This window comes from Sulfitobacter sp. 1A15258, from assembly GCF_043557045.1.
Taxonomy (GTDB): domain Bacteria; phylum Pseudomonadota; class Alphaproteobacteria; order Rhodobacterales; family Rhodobacteraceae; genus Sulfitobacter; species Sulfitobacter faviae.
On sequence record NZ_JBIFFK010000001.1, the window covers coordinates 473,203 to 491,702 of the forward strand.

The window sequence follows — 18,500 nt, forward strand, 5'->3', positions numbered from 1 at the left end:
TGTGCAGAATGAGGATAGGACAACGGGCGCGCCTCAACCAAAGCGGGAAGCGCTACATCAGCGATGTTGGAAGAAAGTGGTCGGAGCGAGAGGATTCGAACCTCCGACCCCCTGTACCCAAAACAGGTGCGCTACCAGGCTGCGCCACGCTCCGACTGGGGCTTCTTTAGCCATAAGCCCGCCAATTGAAAAGCCCCGATTGACCTTAAAATCGGAAAATCCGTGAAGTCTTTAGCAGGGCCAAGCCGGAGCGTTGCTGGCAAAGGCCGGATGGCGGATCTCGCTGCCTTCGGTGATGCCGAGGCGTTTCGACAGGCCGCCGTTGATTTCCAGCACCGATAGCAGATCGTCGCCGCCCGGGATCGGTGTTTCGTCCAGCGGTTTGGCGGAGTGGTGGATTTTCTGCACCACGCCCCTTTCGTCGATGAACAGCAGGTCCAGTGGGATCAACGTGTTGCGCATCCAGAAATTCAGGGGCTGAGGTCTTTCGTAGATAAAGAGCATGCCCGCGCTCAGCGGCAGTGAACGGCGGTGCATCAGCCCCTTAGCGCGTTCCGCCGTGTCATCGGCCACTTCGACAGAGAAGCGGGCCTTCCCCCACTCCCCGCGGATGGTCACGGAATCGATACGGCAAACCTCGGCCACCGCCGCGCCGGTCAGCAGCAGGCCTGCCAGTGCCGCCCCTCCCATATGCCTTGCCAGTCGCCTGACCTTTAGCCGTCTATCACCGCGTCCCATGAGCTTACCTCCGCCGCCAGATGGCCCCGATCGCCAACTATCACACGCATGGCAAGTGCTTCGCCCGGTTGCAAATCACAAAGTCCGGATTGGCGCAGCACGTCGATATGCAAAAACACATCTTCCGCGCAGCCAAAGACATTTGCAAACCCGAATCCCTTGGCCTTGTCGAACCATTTGACACGGGCGGGCTCAAATTCGGCGGTGGCCAGCTGCTCAGGGTCGAAACCGGCGAATTCCACCACGGCGGTGGGCAGTTCACTGGGCGCCTCGACGGAAAGCACTTCGACCGCCTGCGCCCCGCGCTCGGTCTGTTGGACGCGCACCGCCACCCGCGCCCCATCCGCGACAGAGCTTTGGCCGTAATTGCGCAGGACGTTGACGTGCAGCAGGATGTCCGCCCCGCCCGCATCCGCGACGACAAAGCCGAAGCCCTTGACCGGATCGAACCATTTGACCACGCCTTCGAGGGGGTCCTCTATCGCCGCAGGTTCCGCTTGGGTTTCAGACACATCTTTCATGGGGTATCGCGCCGTCAGATCAGGGGTTGAGCCGGGTCACGGCCCAGGGTGCCGCGACATCTGCGCGCCGCCACTGGAAACGATCATGCAAGCGAAACTCGCCATCGGCCCAGAATTCGATTTCCAGCGGGGTGATCCGGTAGCCGCCCCAAAACGGCGGACGCTCAGGGTTCACCCCCTTCTGCGCCGTCACATTGGCCACCTCGGCCATCAGCGCAGCGCGTCCCGAGAGCGGCTGCGACTGGCGCGAGGCCCAAGCCCCCAGACGGCTTTTGAGCGAGCGCGAGGCGTAATAGGCATCGGCCTGCGGCCCGTCCTCCCGGCTGATCAAACCGCGCACCCGCAGTTGGCGGCGCAGCGATTTCCAATGCATGACAAAGGCCGCCTTCCCCGCGCCGTCAAGTTCCTGCGCCTTCTGGCTTTCGTAATTGGTATAAAAGACAAAAGCCTCCGGCTCGATCTCTTTCAGCAGCACCATGCGGGCGTTGGGCAGACCTTGCGAATCTACCGTGCTGAGCGCGATGGCATTGGGATCATTAGGCTCGGTCGCCTCTGCTTCGGAAAGCCAACGCTGCGCAATTGCAAAGGGATCATCCCCCGCAAAAATACCAGTCCGCGTTTCCATTCGGCATCTCCTTCAGAGTGCTTTGCCTGTCACCGGTTCTTCGCCGGGGTCCGATCCCTTCGGTATGGCATTTGTTAACAATCGGCAACTCAAAGGACAACCTCACCCGATTTCCGACAGTTAGCCGCCGATCTTATGGCAAATCTCGGGGGTGAAGGCGCCTGTGCAGTCTTGATGGTAGCGCTGCAATAGCCTAGACCAAGACAACCTCAACGGAACATAGACAAGAACATAGACAAGGCGGCGGAATGGGAAACGAACTGATGCAGGGCAAGCGCGGGCTCATCATGGGGCTGGCGAATGACAAATCCATCGCATGGGGCGTGGCCAAGGCGCTGGCCGATGCGGGGGCGGAGCTTGCTTTTTCCTACCAAGGCGAAGCGCTGAAGAAACGCGTAGCCCCGCTGGCCGAGCAGCTTGGCAGCGACATCGTTCTGCCCTGCGACGTGGGCGATGAAGCGTCTATCGACGCGCTTTTCGAGAGCCTGAAAGAGCGTTGGGGTGAGTTGGATTTCATCGTTCACGCCATCGGCTTTTCCGACAAGGGCGAGCTGCGCGGCCGCTATGTTGACACCAGCCGCGGCAATTTCGCCATGTCGATGGACATCTCGGTCTATTCCTTCACCGCCGTGATGCAGCGCGCCGAGAAGATGATGCCGCCCGGTGCCAGCGCGCTGACGCTCACCTACTACGGCGCCGAGAAAGTGATGCCGCATTACAATGTCATGGGCGTGGCCAAGGCGGCGCTGGAGGCGAGCGTTAAATACCTCGCCGAGGATCTGGGCAAGGACGGTATCCGCGTCAACGCGATCTCGGCGGGGCCGATCAAGACGCTGGCGGCCTCCGGCATCGGCGACTTCCGCTACATCATGAAATGGAACGAGTACAACTCGCCCCTGCGCCGCAACGTCACCACCGAGGACGTGGGCAAGGCCGCGCTCTTTTTGCTGTCGGATCTGGGAAGCGGCACCACGGGCGAGAACCTGCATGTCGACGCGGGCTATCACGTCGTCGGCATGAAGGCGGTTGACGCGCCCGACATGTCCAAGGAATAAGCCGCCCAAATCAATTCGCGCGGGTGCCCGCGCCAGCTGCTGCAAAGGACCACCATGACCAAATCCAAGGACGCCTCGCGCCTGCCCCATGAAAAGGGCTTCCACATCTCTTGGGATCAGATCCACCGCGACAGCCGCGCGCTAGCGTGGCGGCTGGACGGTCTGGGCCCCGACGATGGCGCGTGGCGTGCCGTGGTGGCGATCACCCGCGGCGGCATGGCGCCCGCGATGATCGTCGCGCGCGAGCTCGACATCCGCACCGTCGACACGATCTCGGTCATGTCCTACCACTCGGGCGGCGGCGCCGCCGACCAACGCCGCGAGGCGAAGGTGCTGAAATCCCCCGATGCCGAGATGATGGGCGACGGCACTGGCATCCTGATCGTCGACGACCTTGTCGACAGCGGCAAGACCATCGAACTGGTGCGCGAGCTTTACCCGCAGGCGCATTTCGCCACCGTCTATGCCAAGCCCGAGGGCGAGCCGCAGGTCGACACTTTCATCACTGGCGTCAGCCAGGACACATGGATTTTCTTCCCTTGGGACATGGCCCTGCAATACGTCGAACCCTACCGCGGCAAGGACTGACCGGCCCCGCGCCACCTGCCCTGCCCCTATCTGACCGGATACCCCCATGACGCTTCCGCGCACCGCCACCACGTTCTTCCCCCCGGTGATGGAGGCGCGGCGCTGGCTCGACGGGGTCGACTTCCCGCCCGACCGACCGCTGATCAATGTCAGCCAAGCCGCGCCCGTCGATCCGCCCCCCGAGGGGTTGCGCCGGGCGATGGCCGAGGTCACGCTGAACAACGATGAGGCGCATCTCTACGGGCCGGTGCTGGGCCTGCCGGAACTGCGCGCCGAACTGGCGCGGCAAACAGCCGAGAAATACGCGGGCGTGGTGACCGACGAACAGGTCTGCATCACCTCCGGCTGCAACCAGGCTTTCGCCGCCGCCATCGCCACGCTCTGCGGCGAGGGCGACGAGGTCATCATCCCGACACCCTGGTACTTCAATCACAAGATGTGGCTTGACATGAGCGGCGTCACGGCGGTGCCACTGCCCGTCGAGGCCGACATGCTGCCCGACCCCGAGAAGGCCGCGGCAGCTGTCACCCCGCGCACCCGCGCCATCGCGCTGGTAACGCCGAACAATCCCGGCGGCGTGGAATATCCCGCGGCACTGGTGCAGGAGTTCTTCGAACTGGCCCGCCGCCACGGCATCGCGCTGATCCTTGACGAGACCTACCGCGACTTCCACAGCCGCCCCGGCGCGCCACACGCGCTGTTCCGCGACCCCGATTGGCATGACACGCTCATTCACCTCTATTCTTGCTCCAAAGCCTACCGCCTGACCGGCCACCGCGTCGGCGCGCTGATCGCCAGCCGCGCACGGTTGGCCGAGGTCGAGAAGTTCCTCGACACCGTCGCCATCTGCCCCGCGCAGATCGGCCAGCACGGCGCGCTTTGGGGGATGCAGAACCTCAGCGCATGGCTTGCCGAAGAACGCGAGGAAATCCTCGCCCGCCGCGCCGCCATTGCCGACCTGATGCCCCGGCTTGAACCGCTGGGCTGGGAGCTTCTGGGGCTGGGTGGCTATTTCGCCTATATGCGCCACCCTTTCAGCGTTTCTTCGGCTGATCTGGCGCGCGATCTGGTGCGCGACGCGGGCGTGCTCTGCCTGCCCGGCACGATGTTCCAGCCCGAGGGCGACGCCCGCGGCGAAAGCCAGCTGCGCATCGCCTTTGCCAACCTCGACGCCGCCGGACTGAAGGTGCTTTTCGACAGGCTTGCAGCCCTGCCACGCAACGCATAGACAGGTCCGAAATCAACGAGGGACCGTGTCATGGCCAAAAAGGGCTTCAGCTTTTCGAAAACCGCCGTCTGGGCCTTGATGGCCCTTTTGATCTTGGGTCTGGGCGGCTTTGGTGCGATCAACCTCAGCGGCAATCTGCGCAGCATCGGCACCGTGGGCGACAAGTCGATCTCGGTCGATCAATATGCCCGCCAGTTGCAGCAGGAAATCCGCGCGATCGAAGCGCAAACGGGGGAAAGCCTGCCCTTCGCCCGCGCCCAAGAGATGGGGCTGGACCGCGCCGTCCTGCAACGGATCGTGCGCAACCGCGCGCTGGACCACGAAGCCGACGAAATGGGCATCTCCATCGGTGACGCGACCCTGCGCGATGAGATCGTGGCAATCTCGGCCTTCCAAGGGATCGACGGCAACTTTGACCGCGAAGGCTATCGCTTTGCCCTTCAGCAAAGCGGGATGAGCGAGGCCGAGTTCGAACGCTCGATCCGCGAAGAAGCCGCGCGTGGCCTGCTCCAACGCGCCATTCTGGGCGGCGTTTCCATGCCCGACACCTATGCCCGCACGCTGGTCGACTACGTCGCCGAAGAGCGCAGCTTCACTTGGGCCCGGCTGAGCGAGGATGACCTCGACGCGCCCCTGCCCGCCGCCACCGAAGACGAATTGCGCGCCTATTACGACGCCAACACCGATGACTTCATGCTGCCCGCCAGCAAAAGCATCACCTACGCTTGGCTCGCTCCCGAAGACCTGCTGGACGAGGTTGAAGTCCCCGAAGAGGAACTGCGCGCCGAATATGACGCCCGCAGCGACGAATACGACCAGCCCGAGAGGCGTTTGGTCGAACGTCTGGTCTTTGCCGATCAAGAGGCCGCAGACCGCGCCGCCGCAGCGCTTGAGGTTGACGGCACCACTTTTGAAGCACTGGTCGAAGAGCGCGGCCTTGCTTTGGCGGACATTGATCTGGGCGATGTCGCCAAATCCGATCTCGATGACGCAGGTGATGCAGTATTCTCCGCCGAAAGCGGTGACATCGTAGGCCCGCTGCCCAGCTCGCTTGGGCCGGCCCTGTTCCGTGTGAACGCCATCCTTCCCGCGCAGCATGTGCCTTTTGAAGAGGCCCGTGACGTGCTGGAAGAGACCCTCGCCATCTCCCGCGCCACCCGCGCTGTCGAAGCCCGCGCGCAAGAGATTGACGACCAGCTTGCCGGGGGGGCCACGCTCGAAGACTTGGCCCAAGAGACCAAGATGCGTCTTGGCACCATCGACTGGACCCAAGACAGCAGTGAGGGCATCGCCGCCTATGGCGCCTTCCGCGAAGCCGCTGCGGGACTGAGTGCCAATGACTTCCCGCAGATCGATCAACTCGAAGACGGCGGCATCTTTGCCATGCGTCTGGATGAGACCAAAGAGGCGCGTCCCGAACCTTTCGAAGAGGCCCGTGATGCGGTCGAGACCGCATGGCGCAACGCGCAGATCGTCGAGGCGCTGACCGAAAAGGCCGAGAGCCTGACCGAGACGCTGGCCGAAGAAGGGGGTTTCGAAGCCGCCGGTCTTTCGCCTCAGCTTGGCGAAGGCCTGACCCGCAGCTCCTATGTCGACGGCACGCCCGACGACTTCATGGATCAGGTCTTTGACCTCGACGAAGGCGGTGTGGCCGCCCTTCCTGCGGGCGATAGCGTCGTGGTTCTGCGCCTTGATGCCGTGACACCGGCGGGCGAAGACGACCAGACCCAAGCGCTGATGGACCGTCTCTCGCAGCAGTTGGATCAGGCGCTGGCCCAAGGTCTTTTCGATATCTACAGCAATGCCGTCATGCGCGACGCCGATCCCCAGATCGACCAGGGCGCGATCAATGCCGTGCATGTGAACTTTCCCTGATAGGCAATTTTGATGGCCCTGACCCCGGATTTCGATAGTTTCGCCCGCGCCTATGAGGCGGGCGAGAATCAGATCGTCTACACCCGCCTTGCTGCCGATCTCGACACGCCTGTGTCTTTGATGTTGAAACTCACCGGCGCGGCGGAGAATGCCTTTGTGCTGGAATCCGTCACCGGCGGCGACGTGCGCGGGCGGTATTCGATCATCGGCATGAAACCCGACCTGATCTGGCGCTGCCGGGGCAAGAGCTCCGCACTCAACCGTGCGGCGCGCTATGATGCCGATGCCTTTGAGGATATGCCCGGTGACCCGCTGGACCGTCTGCGCGACGTGATCGCGGAATCGCGGATCACCCTGCCCGACGATCTGCCGCAAGCCGCCGCCGGGCTTTTCGGCTACCTCGGCTATGACATGATCCGGCTGGTGGAACATCTGCCCAATGTGAACCCCGACCCTCTGGGCTTGCCCGACGCTGTGATGGTACGCCCTTCGGTCGTCGCTGTGCTCGACGGGGTCAAAGGCGAGGTGACCATCGTCTCCCCCGCTTGGGTGTCCGAGGGCCAAACCGCCCGCGCGGCCTATGCCCAGGCCGCCGAGCGGGTGATGGATGCCGTGCGCGATCTGGAACGCGCCATGCCCCAGACCTCCCGCGATTTGGGTGAGGCCGAGGACGCGCCGGAGCCGGTCAGCAATTTCACCCGCGAGGGCTATAAATCCGCCGTGGAAAAGGCGCGCGACTATATCAAGGCGGGCGATATCTTTCAGGTGGTGCCAAGCCAGCGGTGGGCCCAAGGTTTCACCCAACCGCCCTTCGCGCTCTACCGCAGCCTGCGGCGCACCAACCCCTCGCCCTTCATGTTCTATTTCAACTTCGGCGGCTTCCATGTGGTGGGTGCCAGCCCCGAAATCCTCGTGCGGGTATTCGGCAACGAAGTGACCATCCGACCCATTGCAGGCACCCGAAAACGTGGTGCTACGCCGGAGGAGGATCGCGCGCTGGAAGCCGATTTGCTTAGCGACCCCAAGGAGTTGGCGGAACACCTGATGCTTCTGGACTTGGGCCGCAACGACGTGGGCCGGGTCGCAAAGATCGGTAGCGTGCGCCCGACGGAAGAGTTCATCGTCGAGCGTTACAGCCACGTCATGCACATCGTCTCCAACGTGGTGGGCGAGTTGAAAGAGGGCAAGGATGCACTCGACGCCTTTTTTGCGGGCATGCCTGCCGGCACCGTTTCCGGCGCGCCAAAGGTTCGCGCGATGGAGATCATTGACGAGTTGGAGCCCGAGAAACGCGGCGTCTATGGCGGCGGCGTGGGCTATTTCAGCGCGGGCGGCGACATGGACATGTGCATTGCCCTGCGCACCGCCGTGGTGAAGGACGAAACGCTCTATATCCAAGCAGGCGGCGGCGTGGTCTATGACAGCGACCCCGAGGCCGAATTCATGGAAACGGTGCATAAATCCGGCGCGATCCGCCGCGCGGCTGCGGATGCGTCGCGGTTCGGTGGCAAGGGCAACGGCTGACCATGGCCCCCCGCGCGCCCTTCCAGATCGCGGGGCATTCCGTCGCCCCCGGCAGCAGCCTTGCCGTTGATCTGCCCGTCTCGATCCTGCCGGACCACACGCCGGCGCATCTGTCGCTGGAAATCTTCCACGGCAAACGGCCCGGGCCGACGATGTTCGTCTCAGCAGCGGTGCATGGGGATGAGGTGATCGGCGTGGAGATCCTGCGCCGCCTGCTGCGCGCGCCGCAACTTTCCGCGCTGCGCGGCACGCTCATAGTCGTGCCTGTCGTGAACTCCTTCGGTTTCCTGAACCGCTCGCGCTACCTGCCCGACCGCCGTGATCTGAATCGCTGCTTCCCCGGCTCGCCCACCGGCAGCCTCGGCGCGCGACTGGCGCATATCTTTTTGCAAGAGGTGGTGCTGCGCTGCGACTTCGGCATTGATCTGCATTCGGCGGCGATCCACCGCACGAACCTGCCGCAGGTGCGCGTCTCTCCGGCGGATAAGGTGACCCAGAAAATGGCGCTGGATTTCGGCGCGCCGGTGGTGCTGACCTCCCCCCTGCGCGACGGATCGCTGCGCGCGGTCGCCGCGAAACAAGGCACGCCGATCCTGCTCTACGAGGCAGGCGAAGGGCTGCGCTTTGACGAGATGGCCGTGCGGGCGGGTCTAGCGGGCATCTTGCGGGTGTTGCGCGGGCAAGACATGCTGCCCGCCAAAGGCATCGCCCGCGCTCGCAGCGCGCCCTATATCTGCACCGCTTCCCATTGGCTGCGCGCCCCCGCAGGCGGCCTGCTGCGCACCTTCCGGGCCGAGGGGGAAACCGTCGCCGAGGGCGATCTTCTGGCCATCGTCTCAGACCCTTTCGGCAAAGAGGAGGCCGAGCTTCTGGCCGATGCGCCCGGCATTCTCATCGGGCGGGCGATGCTGCCCATCGTTAACGAAGGCGATGCGGTCTTTCACCTTGCCAAACTCGGCCCCCGCGCGGCGGAGGCGACGGTAGATGAACTCGCCAGCCAGTTGGAGGAAGACCCGCTCTTCGACGAGGACGAGATTATTTAACGTCAAACCCCGCCCCGCGCGGGGTCACTCCTCGCGCAGCAGCACCGCCGAGATCGGGACCAAAGCCACATCGCTCGCGCGGTCTTGCAGCCCCCAGAGCAACAGGGCGGAGACGGTATCGGGGCGCAGGCGTCCCAGCATGATCACCGCGCCCTCCTGCCCCGCTTTGAAGGCCGCTTGATCCAGAAAACGCCGGATCACCCGCGCCGACTGGTCCTTGCTATCAAAATCCCGAAACACCGGATCGGCAGGCACACCCGCCTTGCGCGCCAGCTTGGGCATGGTGTTGAGCCCCTTGTCCTGCGTCACCAGCCCGTGGCCGGATTGCGCGAGGATATCGGTCACCTGATCGGCCAGCGCGCGGCTGCCTTGAAAGCCGCTTTCGGTGCCTTCCAACACCCCCACCACCGGGCCAATCTGGTCGAGCGTGGCGCCAAATGCGGTCTCGGCATCGCTGGGCTGCGCGCCCTGCGGCAGGTCGACCATGGCCAAAACCTCGAACCCAGCCTCGCGGTAGGTTTCCACCCGCTCGGCGGCATCCGGCAGGGTGCTGTCGACGGCAAAGCTCAGCGGATAGGGGAAACTGCGCAGCGCGGCCAACCCGGCGCTGCCTGCGGTGACCGAGGTGCCATCGTCGATCAGCACCACGCTCATCAGCGGTTTGCCCTCGGGCAGGTCGCTCGGGAGGCTGTTGACCACCACAGGGCGCGGGTCTTCGTTCACGATTGCGTCAGCTTCAGCGGGCTCTGCCGCCACCTCTGCGCCGGGGCGGTTGATCACGACGCCTGTGTCTCGGTCGGTCAGGCTGGTTGCTGGTGTACCGATGGCCGGACGGCTGTTGGCTTCAGTTTCAGCAGGCTCTGGGGTGGCTTCGGCAACCTCCGTCTCTTCCAGCGGCGCGGGGCTTGCCCCCTCGACGTTCCCCGGCTCAGGCACCGGGGAAGACAGGTCAGCTTCAGCGGCCTCCGCCTCACCGCGAGGCGCGTCTTCGAGCGCATCGGCTTCGGCCTCCGGCTCTTCAACCACGACCTCTTCCGCCGGCAGAGTGATCGCCTCCTCCTCTTCGACCTCCGGCGCGGCCATGCCCTGCGGCGCGTCAAAGGCCCCTTCGATATCCGTCACATCCGGCGCGGGTGGCTGCGCGGGTTCGGTGCTGATCGAAAGCTCATCCGCCGCAGGCGGGGCATCCGGCGCTGCGGCCTGCGGATTGGGCATGACAGGCTCTTCCGCGCCGGGCGACATCGGCGTCTGCCCCTCGGGGGCCGCGGGGGTGCTGAGCCCTTCGGCACCGCCAGTCTCTGGCAGGCTGGCCGAGGTCTGCGTGTCGGGGTCAAGCGCGGCGAGGCTGTCTTGCTGCGGCACATCCGCGCGCGGCGCGGGGGCGTTCAACACCGGCGCGCTATCGCGGCTGCGCCCCTGCTCGCCTGCATCCGTCACGTTGATCCGCGCTGGCGCAGGGCCAGATCCGGGCGCATCGCCCACCTGCGGCGGCAGCGGCAAAGGCATCATCAGCGACACGGCACCGGCCACACCGATGCTTGCCACACCACCCCAAATCAGCCCGCTCAGAACTCCGCGTGCCATCTGCGCTACTCCTGCTGTCTGCGCCATGGCCAGAAAGCCCGGCGTTCCCCTCAATTGGCTTGCCCCAAACTCTTGACGATGGGGTTCAAGCCTGAACATGTATGCGAAAACCTATACCGCGCTCCGGCGCGGTTTCTCCAGTCCTAATACAAAGAAATGCCTGCCTGTGCTGCTGCTCATCGATAACTACGACAGCTTTACCTATAACTTGGTCCACTATCTGGGCAGCCTCGGGGCGGATGTGCAGGTGCACCGCAACGACGCGCTCAGCGTGGATGAAGCGATGGCCATGAACCCCGCCGGTATCCTGCTGTCTCCCGGCCCCTGCGACCCCGACCAAGCGGGAATTTGCCTAGAGCTGACCCATGCCGCTGCTGCCGCGCGCGTGCCGCTCTTGGGCGTTTGCCTTGGCCACCAGACCTTGGGCCAAGCCTTCGGCGGCAAGGTCGTGCGCGCAGATGATATCGTGCATGGCAAACTGGGCCAGATGCAGCACGACGGGCGCGGCGTTTTCGCGGGCCTCCCCTCGCCCTTCGGGGCCACACGCTATCACTCGCTGGTGGTCGAACGTGCGAGCCTGCCCGATTGCCTTGAAATCACCGCAGCGCTTGAAGACGGCACCATCATGGGCCTGCAACACCGCGAGTTGCCGCTGCACGGTGTGCAATTCCACCCGGAATCGATCCGGTCCGAGCATGGCCACGCCCTGCTGCAAAACTTCCTGAACGAGATGAAGGTCCCGGCATGAGTAGCGCGCTGAAACCCCTGCTGGATGCCGCCGCGAACGGGCCGCTGACCTCGGATCAGGCCGTTGAAGCCTTCGAAATTCTGTTCGAGGGCGAAGCGACCCCCAGCCAGATCGGCGGCTTTCTCATGGCGCTGCGCACGCGCGGCGAAACGGTCACGGAATATGCCGCCGCGGCGCAGGTCATGCGCAGCAAATGCAACGCCGTCCGCGCGCCCGAAGGCGCGATCGACATCGTCGGCACCGGCGGTGACGGTAAGGGCACGCTGAACATCTCGACCGCCGCCGCTTTCGTGGCCGCGGGCGCGGGCGCTGTCGTGGCAAAACATGGCAACCGCAACCTCAGCTCGAAATCAGGTGCTTCCGACGCGCTGTCGCAACTGGGCATCAACGTCATGGTCGGCCCTGCGGTGGTCGAGCGTGAATTGGCCGAGGCCGGTATCGGTTTCATGATGGCGCCCATGCATCACCCCGCCGTCGCCCATGTCATGCCGACCCGGTCCGAGCTTGGCACCCGCACGATCTTTAACATCCTCGGGCCGCTGACCAATCCGGCAGGGGTCAAACGGCAGCTGACCGGCGCCTATACCCGCGATCTGATTGAACCGATGGCGCTGACGCTGAAACAACTTGGTTCGGAAAAAGCATGGCTTGTGCATGGCTCCGATGGCACGGATGAGCTGACCATCACCGGCGTCAGTTGGGTCGCAGCACTGGAAGACGGTGTCGTCAACCTGCGCGAATTGCACCCCGAAGACGCGGGCCTCCCGGTCCATCCGTTCGAAGCTATCGCCGGGGGTGAGCCCGCCGAAAACACCAAACATTTCAAGGCGCTCCTGGACGGAGTTCCATCAGGCTACCGCGACGCTGTGTTGCTGAACGCAGCCTCTGCTTTGGTGGTGGCCGACGTGGCCCCGGATCTGGAAACCGGCGTTGAGATGGCCCGCGAGAGCATCGACAGCGGCGCGGCGCGTGAGCGGATCGAAAAAGTGGCGCGGATCAGCCAGTCGGCATGACGCCACCCAGCCTCACCGCCCTAGGCGCATGGGCCGAGCTGCCCTTTTTTGCCGAGGATTGGCCGCGTATTGCCGAGCAGCTTGCCGCGGAAACGAGGGTCGTCCTACCGCCCGCCCCGCAGATATTCGCCGCACTTGAGCATCTGCAACCAGCGGCTGTGGAGGTGGTGATCCTTGGCCAAGACCCCTATCCGACACCCGGCCACGCCCATGGCTATGCCTTCTCAGCCGAACCGGATGTGCGTCCCATTCCCCGCTCCCTTGCCAATATCTTCAAGGAGTTAGACGCCGATCTTGGCGCATCACCGCAAGACCCAGACCTGCGGTTCTGGGCCGATCAAGGGGTTCTGCTGCTTAACAGCGTGCTGACCGTTCCGGCGGGCTGCGCGCATGGGCACGCGAGGCTCGGATGGCAAAGGTTAACCGCTCAGGTGCTCGCCCGTCTCTCTGATCGCCCCCGCGCCTACCTGCTTTGGGGGGCGCATGCGCAAAAGGCGGCGGCAGAGGTCGATCCGGCGCGCAACCTCAAGATAGAGACGCCGCACCCTTCACCACTATCGGCAAGGCGCGGCTTCTTCGGCTCACGCCCCTTCAGCCGCGTGAATGACTGGTTGCAGGGCCAAGGCAAGCCCGGCATACATTGGACAAAGCCGTGAGGAAGCCATGACCGCCACAATTCTTGAAAAAATCAAAGCTTACAAGCTGGACGAAATTGCCGCTGCCAAGGCCGAAAAATCGCAGGCAGAGGTCGAAGCTGCGGCCCGCGCCGCCCCGCCAGTCCGCCCCTTCGCGCAGAGCTTGCACGAAGCCTCCCGCGAAGGCTACGGCCTGATCGCCGAGATCAAAAAAGCCAGCCCCTCCAAAGGTTTGATCCGCGAAGATTTCGAACCCGCGGCCCTCGCCCGCGCCTATGCCGCAGGCGGCGCGACCTGCCTCTCGGTCCTTACCGACACCCCGAGTTTTCAGGGCGCGAAGGAATTCCTCGTCGAAGCCCGCGCCGAATGCGATCTGCCGGTCCTGCGCAAGGATTTCCTTTACGATCCCTATCAGGTCGCCGAAGCGCGGAGCCTTGGTGCCGACTGCATCCTGATCATTATGGCCTCCGTCTCTGACGCGCAGGCCGCGGAACTTGAGCAAGCCGCAGATGAATGGGGCATGGACGCGCTGATTGAGGTTCATGACGCAGAGGAACTCGCCCGGGCCGAAAAGCTCAACAGCCGCATGATCGGGATAAATAACCGCAATCTCAACACCTTCGAGACCTCTCTTGATGTGACGCGCCAACTGTCAGAGGCCGTCCCTCACGACCGTATGCTGGTCTGTGAATCCGGCCTCTACACCCCCGCGGACCTCGCCGATATGGCTGTCTACGGCGCGCGCTGTTTCCTCATCGGCGAAAGCCTGATGCGGCAGCAAGATGTCGAACAGGCCACCCGCGATCTGCTCGCCAACCCGCTCGTTCCCGGAGGGATGTAATGGCGCTCACCCATTTCGACGCCGAGGGCGACGCCCATATGGTCGATGTCTCGGAGAAAGCCGTGACTTCGCGGGTGGCCAAGGCTGAAAGCTACATCAAGATGACGCCGGAAACGCTTGATATCATTACTGAAGGGCGCGCTAAGAAGGGTGATGTTCTGGGGGTCGCAAGGCTTGCCGGGATCATGGCGGCCAAACGGACGGCAGACCTGATCCCGCTTTGCCATCCTTTGCCCATCACCAAGGTGAGCGTCGATCTGACTGCCGACGCCGCACTGCCCGGCATTCGCATTCTCGCCACCGTCAAAACCACCGGCCAAACTGGGGTTGAGATGGAGGCCCTCACTGCAGCCTCCGTCACCGCCCTCACCGTCTATGACATGGCCAAAGCCGTTGATAAGGCGATGGAGATTGGCGGCACGCGGGTCGTTTTGAAAGATGGCGGTAAGTCAGGCCGTTACGAGGCGACATGATCAGCGTCGAAGCGGCTTTGGAAGCCGTCCTGAACCTTGTTGCACCTCTGGAAACCGAAGAAGTCGCCCTTCGCGCCGCCAATGGCCGTATCCTCTCGCAACCCGTGCGCGCGCAGCGCAGCCAACCGCCTTTCGCTGCCTCCTCTATGGACGGCTACGCCCTGCGCCGCGCCGAAGTTGAAGCGGATGCAATGCTCAAGGTCGTCGGCGAAGCCGCGGCGGGCCATGGCTATGCGGGTACGCTGCGGGCCGGACAAGCCGTGCGCATTTTCACCGGCGCGCCGGTGCCCGAGGGCGCCGATTTCGTGGTGATCCAAGAGGATGTGACCCGGCGCGGCGATCTTATCACCCTCGGCCACAGTATTGATGACACAGACAATATTCGCCCTGCCGGCGGAGACTTCACCAAAGGCGAAGACCTAACCGCTCCGCGGATTCTCCGGCCCGCCGATGTGGCGCTCCTCGCTGCGATGAACGTGGCGCAGGTGCCGGTCACCCGCAAACCCATCATCGCGATCCTCGCCACGGGGGATGAATTGGTGCAACCCGGTGAAAGCCCCGGCCCCGACCAGATCATCGCCTCCAACAGCTACGGCCTCGCCGCGATGTTCGAAGAGGCGGGCGCCGAAGTGCGCATGCTGCCCATCGCGCGGGACACCGCAGCGTCGCTCAAACAAGCCTTCGCCTTAGCCCGCGGCGCGGATTTGATTGTCACTATCGGCGGCGCGTCGGTGGGCGATCATGACCTCATCGCGCCCGTGGCGGCTGAGCTTGGCATGGAGCAGGCTTTCTACAAGGTCGCGATGCGCCCCGGCAAGCCGTTGATGGCAGGTAAGATCGGCGATGCCGCGATGATCGGTCTGCCGGGAAACCCCGTTTCTGCAATGGTTTGCGGTGCGATCTTCGTGTTGCCGATGCTGCAGCGCATGCTTGGGCTGACCGAAGTTCATGCTGCCATGCACGAAGCCCCCCTTGGACGCGAAATTGGCCCGAATGGACCCCGAGCGCATTACATGCGCGCACATCTTCGGGATGGCGCACTCCACCCGGATGATCGGCAGGATTCGTCTCTTCTATCCGTGCTCGCGCAGGCCGATGCGCTGATGATCCGCCCGCCTAATGAACCGGCGCGCAAGGCGGGCGATTTGCAAAAGTACATCTTGATTTAACGCCAACCCACGGTTGACACAAAACAAGAACATCCCTAGAACAAAAGAGATAAAAGCTTCAGGGGCCGCGCGATGCTGACCAAAAAACAACTCGATCTGCTTTCTTTCATTCACCAACGCGTGCAGCGCGATGGCGTCCCGCCCAGCTTTGATGAGATGAAATTGGCGCTCGACTTGCGGTCGAAATCAGGCATCCACCGGCTGATCACGGCATTGGAGGAGCGGGGCTTCATCCGGCGCCTTGCCCATCGTGCGCGTGCGATCGAAGTGGTCAAATTGCCCGAAAGCCTTGGCGGTGCGCCCGGTTTCGCCCCCCGCGTGATCGATGGGGACCGGCCCGACGCCCCGCCCCCGCCCGCGGCGCAACCGGTCACAGCGCATCATGCGTTCGATGTGCCGGTCATGGGCCGGATTGCTGCCGGTGTCCCGATCGAGGCGATCTCCCAAGTTTCCCATAGCGTCACGGTGCCCGGCGGAATGATCGCAGGTCAGGGGGAGCATTACGCCCTTGAAGTGCGCGGCGACTCGATGATTGAGGCGGGTATCAACGATGGCGATATCGTGGTGATCCGTGAAACCTCCGTCGCCGACAATGGCGATATCGTAGTGGCCTTGGTCGAAGATCAGGAAGCGACGCTGAAGCGTTTCCGCAGACAAGGGTCTTCGGTGGCTTTGGAAGCCGCCAACGCCGCCTATGAAACGCGGGTACTGCCTTCGGACAAGGTGAAGGTTCAGGGGCGACTGGTCGGGTTGATCCGCACTTACTGACTCTGCGGGCGGCTGTTCCACAAGCGTGTCCCGGCGCGGTCTTTCGCGGTGGTGACTTCCCAACCCTGCGCCGATTTATTAAGCGCGATTGCGCCGGTTTCCCGCAGGCGCAAGGGATCGTAGACTTGGCAGCCCCAATCTCGGGCGATCGCCATATCAACGGATGCAACCACGACTTCGTCGGCTTGGCAGCCGCTGAAGGCGGCGACCGCCCGTTTTCCTGACAAATGGATGATACCCTCCTCTTGGCCCGCCCATCTTTGGGCAGCCACGGCTTGATCCGCTCCGTCGCCATCATTCTCCAACCAATTGCGCGCGACGAAACCTGCGGCTTTCTCTTTGCTGAGCGCCCTGCCCGCCGGCGTCATGACGCCCACGAGCGTTCCCGTGTCGGCGACAAGCACGTCCGGGCGTGTGGTTCCTTGCCAGAGGGTGAAAGACAGCAAGATCGCGGGCAGGCCGAACCAACGCAAATGCCCTTGCCACAGGACGAGCCAGAGAAACCCGAGTGACAGGAGCGGCAACACCCATCCCCCCGGCCCCGGCACGAAGCTGCGCGCGCCGGGGAGATGTGCCACTACATCCGCGACCGATAGGATCCACTCAAGGCCCAGACCCATCGCCCAAAGCGGTATTCCTTCACCGCCGAAGGGCGCAAGGATCGCCGCCAGCACGGCGGCGGGGATGACCAAGACCCCCATCAAGGGGACCGAGAGCAGGTTCGCGACCAATCCGTAATGCGCGATCGTGTTGAAATGCGCGGCGGATATGGGCGCGGTGGCGATGCCTGCGACGGTCGAAGAAATCACCACCGCGGCGACGGGGCGGAGGCGTTTGGGAATGACCTCGCCTTCGAAATCGCGGATCCAGCCAAAGACGGCGACAAGCGCCGTGGTCGCGGCGAATGACATCTGAAACCCCGGCCCCATCAGCGCCTCGGGCCGCAGGGTCAGGACGATGATGCCCGCAATTGCGACGGCGCGCAGGGAGATCGCCCGCCGTCCGATCATCAGGGCGCATAGTGCCACGGCACACATGACATAGGCCCGCTCGGTCGCGACATTTCCGCCCGACAGCGCGAGGTATCCGGTGGCGGCGATCAGAGCGGCCCCCGCGGCGATGCTTCGGCTTGGCCAACGGGTGGCGGTGACCGGATGCAACGCGAGAAGCAGGCGCGCTGCACCGAAGACAACTCCGCTGAGCAAGCCCATATGCAGGCCCGAGATCGCCAATAGATGCGCCAAATTGCTGCTGCGCAGGTCTTGCAGGGCGTCTTGCGAAATGGCGCTGCGGTCACCGGTGGTGATGGCGGCGGCGAAACCGCCGATATCGCCGGGAAGATGGGCGCGCACCCGCGCGGAGGCGGCCATGCGCAATCGGAAAAGGATCAACGCGATGCCCCCTTCCACAGGGTGCGCCATGCCCAAAAGCGGCACGCGGGTGTAGCCCACCGCACCCAACTCGGCAAACCAAGCATGGCGCTGAAAATCAAAGCCGCCCGGCTCGACCGGGCCTGCGGGGGGCGACAGATGCGCCGTGGTCATCACCTGCATGCCGGGCCGTGGCGTAATTGCGGGGAGCGTCGAATGGAGTGAGACGCGCACCCGGGGCGGCGTGCGCGCGGGCGGGACCCGATCCAACCGCACCTGATCGAGCGTCACGCGGGGCGCGTCGGACTGGCTTCGGTCAATCGCCACGACACGCCCCTCGACCGGGCCATAGTAACGCCAGCCGAGAACCGGGGCCGCCACCGAATGCGCCCGAAACGCCGCCAGCAGCAGTCCCAGCAGGACCAAAGCCGCGCCGACAGCAAAGGGGGCCGTAACCTCAGGCAGTGCCCGCGCGACGACCGCCAGCACGACCACGACACATGCGACCGCCGCCAGCATCCCCCCCGACGGCTCTGCCCGCAGCGAAAAATACCAGCCGATCCCCAAGGCGAGGCAGACCGGCACCCAGCAAAACAGATGCCCGCGCTGGCGCAGCATCACGGCGCTGAACTGGTTCCAAAGGCCCATGCTTGCCCCCGCGGATCGCACTGGGTAGACAGGCGTCAAATCCTAGGACCGGGA

At 64.1% G+C, this 18,500-nt stretch carries 18 protein-coding genes and 1 tRNA gene; 13 read left to right on the plus strand and 6 right to left on the minus strand.

Annotated elements, in window-relative coordinates; genetic code table 11:
* Positions 1–77: 77 nt before the first annotated feature.
* The 4 genes from ACGYK9_RS02410 to pdxH form a co-directional block, all read right to left on the minus strand.
* Positions 78–154, minus strand: a tRNA-Pro gene (locus ACGYK9_RS02410).
* A 77-nt stretch (positions 155–231) separates the two neighbouring features.
* A complete protein-coding gene (locus ACGYK9_RS02415) occupies positions 232–690 on the minus strand; it encodes a DUF192 domain-containing protein (protein ID WP_394408961.1) in 459 nt (152 codons plus the stop codon).
* A 23-nt stretch (positions 691–713) separates the two neighbouring features.
* Positions 714–1,259: a cold shock domain-containing protein gene (locus tag ACGYK9_RS02420; protein WP_394408141.1), complete on the minus strand. Its 546-nt coding sequence runs from the start codon at positions 1,257–1,259 to the stop codon at positions 714–716.
* Between the two features lie 19 nt (positions 1,260–1,278).
* Complete coding sequence (pdxH, locus tag ACGYK9_RS02425; protein ID WP_394408144.1) at positions 1,279–1,884, minus strand: pyridoxamine 5'-phosphate oxidase; 606 nt, start codon at positions 1,882–1,884, stop codon at positions 1,279–1,281.
* Positions 1,885–2,132: 248 nt separating this feature from the next.
* On the opposite strand from pdxH, the gene fabI reads away from it, so the two are divergent.
* From fabI to ACGYK9_RS02455, 6 genes are read left to right on the plus strand one after another with little or no spacing between them, the layout of a single operon-like run.
* A complete protein-coding gene (gene fabI, locus ACGYK9_RS02430) occupies positions 2,133–2,939 on the plus strand; it encodes an enoyl-ACP reductase FabI (RefSeq protein WP_394408147.1) in 807 nt (268 codons plus the stop codon).
* 54 nt (positions 2,940–2,993) lie between these two features.
* Positions 2,994–3,527 (plus strand): xanthine phosphoribosyltransferase, encoded by a 534-nt coding sequence (gpt, locus tag ACGYK9_RS02435; protein WP_067261592.1) that lies wholly within the window; start codon positions 2,994–2,996, stop codon positions 3,525–3,527.
* A 46-nt stretch (positions 3,528–3,573) separates the two neighbouring features.
* Entirely contained in the window at positions 3,574–4,755 is a 1,182-nt protein-coding gene (locus ACGYK9_RS02440) for an aminotransferase (protein WP_394408150.1), read from the plus strand.
* A gap of 30 nt (positions 4,756–4,785) precedes the next feature.
* Positions 4,786–6,630, plus strand: a complete 1,845-nt coding sequence (locus ACGYK9_RS02445) for a peptidyl-prolyl cis-trans isomerase (RefSeq protein ID WP_394408153.1) — start codon at positions 4,786–4,788, stop codon at positions 6,628–6,630.
* A gap of 12 nt (positions 6,631–6,642) precedes the next feature.
* On the plus strand, positions 6,643–8,154 hold the full coding sequence (gene trpE, locus ACGYK9_RS02450) for an anthranilate synthase component I (protein ID WP_394408156.1): 1,512 nt from the start codon (positions 6,643–6,645) through the stop codon (positions 8,152–8,154).
* A gap of 2 nt (positions 8,155–8,156) precedes the next feature.
* Positions 8,157–9,197, plus strand: a complete 1,041-nt coding sequence (locus ACGYK9_RS02455; RefSeq protein WP_394408159.1) for a succinylglutamate desuccinylase/aspartoacylase family protein — start codon at positions 8,157–8,159, stop codon at positions 9,195–9,197.
* Between the two features lie 24 nt (positions 9,198–9,221).
* Here ACGYK9_RS02455 and ACGYK9_RS02460 read toward each other — a convergent pair whose 3' ends face one another.
* Positions 9,222–10,781: a divergent polysaccharide deacetylase family protein gene (locus tag ACGYK9_RS02460; protein ID WP_394408162.1), complete on the minus strand. Its 1,560-nt coding sequence runs from the start codon at positions 10,779–10,781 to the stop codon at positions 9,222–9,224.
* Positions 10,782–10,947: 166 nt separating this feature from the next.
* On the opposite strand from ACGYK9_RS02460, the gene ACGYK9_RS02465 reads away from it, so the two are divergent.
* From ACGYK9_RS02465 to lexA, 7 genes are all read left to right on the plus strand, one after another.
* Positions 10,948–11,529 carry an aminodeoxychorismate/anthranilate synthase component II gene (locus ACGYK9_RS02465; protein WP_067260724.1) on the plus strand — a complete coding sequence of 194 codons (582 nt, stop codon included), beginning with the start codon at positions 10,948–10,950 and terminating at the stop codon, positions 11,527–11,529.
* Complete coding sequence (gene trpD / locus ACGYK9_RS02470) at positions 11,526–12,542, plus strand: anthranilate phosphoribosyltransferase (RefSeq protein WP_394408165.1); 1,017 nt, start codon at positions 11,526–11,528, stop codon at positions 12,540–12,542. The genes ACGYK9_RS02465 and trpD overlap by 4 nt, the downstream gene beginning before the upstream one ends.
* Positions 12,539–13,198 (plus strand): uracil-DNA glycosylase, encoded by a 660-nt coding sequence (locus tag ACGYK9_RS02475; protein ID WP_394408168.1) that lies wholly within the window; start codon positions 12,539–12,541, stop codon positions 13,196–13,198. Before trpD ends, ACGYK9_RS02475 begins: the two co-directional genes overlap by 4 nt.
* 7 nt (positions 13,199–13,205) lie before the next feature.
* The gene (trpC, locus tag ACGYK9_RS02480; RefSeq protein WP_394408171.1) at positions 13,206–14,018 is read left to right on the plus strand and encodes an indole-3-glycerol phosphate synthase TrpC; all 813 of its coding nucleotides are present in this window, start codon (positions 13,206–13,208) and stop codon (positions 14,016–14,018) included.
* On the plus strand, positions 14,018–14,491 hold the full coding sequence (gene moaC, locus ACGYK9_RS02485) for a cyclic pyranopterin monophosphate synthase MoaC (protein ID WP_394408174.1): 474 nt from the start codon (positions 14,018–14,020) through the stop codon (positions 14,489–14,491). Before trpC ends, moaC begins: the two co-directional genes overlap by 1 nt.
* Complete coding sequence (glp, locus tag ACGYK9_RS02490; RefSeq protein WP_394408177.1) at positions 14,488–15,660, plus strand: gephyrin-like molybdotransferase Glp; 1,173 nt, start codon at positions 14,488–14,490, stop codon at positions 15,658–15,660. Before moaC ends, glp begins: the two co-directional genes overlap by 4 nt.
* Positions 15,661–15,732: 72 nt before the next feature.
* On the plus strand, positions 15,733–16,428 hold the full coding sequence (gene lexA, locus ACGYK9_RS02495; RefSeq protein ID WP_067260680.1) for a transcriptional repressor LexA: 696 nt from the start codon (positions 15,733–15,735) through the stop codon (positions 16,426–16,428).
* On the opposite strand, the gene ACGYK9_RS02500 is transcribed toward lexA, so the two are convergent.
* Positions 16,422–18,446, minus strand: coding sequence for a ComEC/Rec2 family competence protein (locus ACGYK9_RS02500; RefSeq protein ID WP_394408181.1), 2,025 nt, complete (start codon positions 18,444–18,446; stop codon positions 16,422–16,424). The genes lexA and ACGYK9_RS02500 overlap by 7 nt on opposite strands.
* Between the last annotated feature and the right edge of the window lie 54 nt (positions 18,447–18,500).

What these genes read in the sequence shown, in the direction of transcription:
- ACGYK9_RS02440 (WP_394408150.1), top strand. Translation starts at nt 3,574, where the DNA reads ATGACGCTTCCGCGCACCGCCACCACGTTCTTCCCCCCGGTGATGGAG.
- ACGYK9_RS02420 (WP_394408141.1), bottom strand. Translation starts at nt 1,259, where the DNA reads ATGAAAGATGTGTCTGAAACCCAAGCGGAACCTGCGGCGATAGAGGAC.
- ACGYK9_RS02415 (WP_394408961.1), bottom strand. Translation starts at nt 690, where the DNA reads ATGGGAGGGGCGGCACTGGCAGGCCTGCTGCTGACCGGCGCGGCGGTG.
- trpC (WP_394408171.1), top strand. Translation starts at nt 13,206, where the DNA reads ATGACCGCCACAATTCTTGAAAAAATCAAAGCTTACAAGCTGGACGAA.
- moaC (WP_394408174.1), top strand. Translation starts at nt 14,018, where the DNA reads ATGGCGCTCACCCATTTCGACGCCGAGGGCGACGCCCATATGGTCGAT.
- ACGYK9_RS02445 (WP_394408153.1), top strand. Translation starts at nt 4,786, where the DNA reads ATGGCCAAAAAGGGCTTCAGCTTTTCGAAAACCGCCGTCTGGGCCTTG.
- trpD (WP_394408165.1), top strand. Translation starts at nt 11,526, where the DNA reads ATGAGTAGCGCGCTGAAACCCCTGCTGGATGCCGCCGCGAACGGGCCG.
- ACGYK9_RS02500 (WP_394408181.1), bottom strand. Translation starts at nt 18,446, where the DNA reads ATGGGCCTTTGGAACCAGTTCAGCGCCGTGATGCTGCGCCAGCGCGGG.
- glp (WP_394408177.1), top strand. Translation starts at nt 14,488, where the DNA reads ATGATCAGCGTCGAAGCGGCTTTGGAAGCCGTCCTGAACCTTGTTGCA.
- lexA (WP_067260680.1), top strand. Translation starts at nt 15,733, where the DNA reads ATGCTGACCAAAAAACAACTCGATCTGCTTTCTTTCATTCACCAACGC.
- gpt (WP_067261592.1), top strand. Translation starts at nt 2,994, where the DNA reads ATGACCAAATCCAAGGACGCCTCGCGCCTGCCCCATGAAAAGGGCTTC.
- ACGYK9_RS02475 (WP_394408168.1), top strand. Translation starts at nt 12,539, where the DNA reads ATGACGCCACCCAGCCTCACCGCCCTAGGCGCATGGGCCGAGCTGCCC.
- ACGYK9_RS02460 (WP_394408162.1), bottom strand. Translation starts at nt 10,781, where the DNA reads ATGGCACGCGGAGTTCTGAGCGGGCTGATTTGGGGTGGTGTGGCAAGC.
- pdxH (WP_394408144.1), bottom strand. Translation starts at nt 1,884, where the DNA reads ATGGAAACGCGGACTGGTATTTTTGCGGGGGATGATCCCTTTGCAATT.
- fabI (WP_394408147.1), top strand. Translation starts at nt 2,133, where the DNA reads ATGGGAAACGAACTGATGCAGGGCAAGCGCGGGCTCATCATGGGGCTG.
- ACGYK9_RS02455 (WP_394408159.1), top strand. Translation starts at nt 8,157, where the DNA reads ATGGCCCCCCGCGCGCCCTTCCAGATCGCGGGGCATTCCGTCGCCCCC.
- trpE (WP_394408156.1), top strand. Translation starts at nt 6,643, where the DNA reads ATGGCCCTGACCCCGGATTTCGATAGTTTCGCCCGCGCCTATGAGGCG.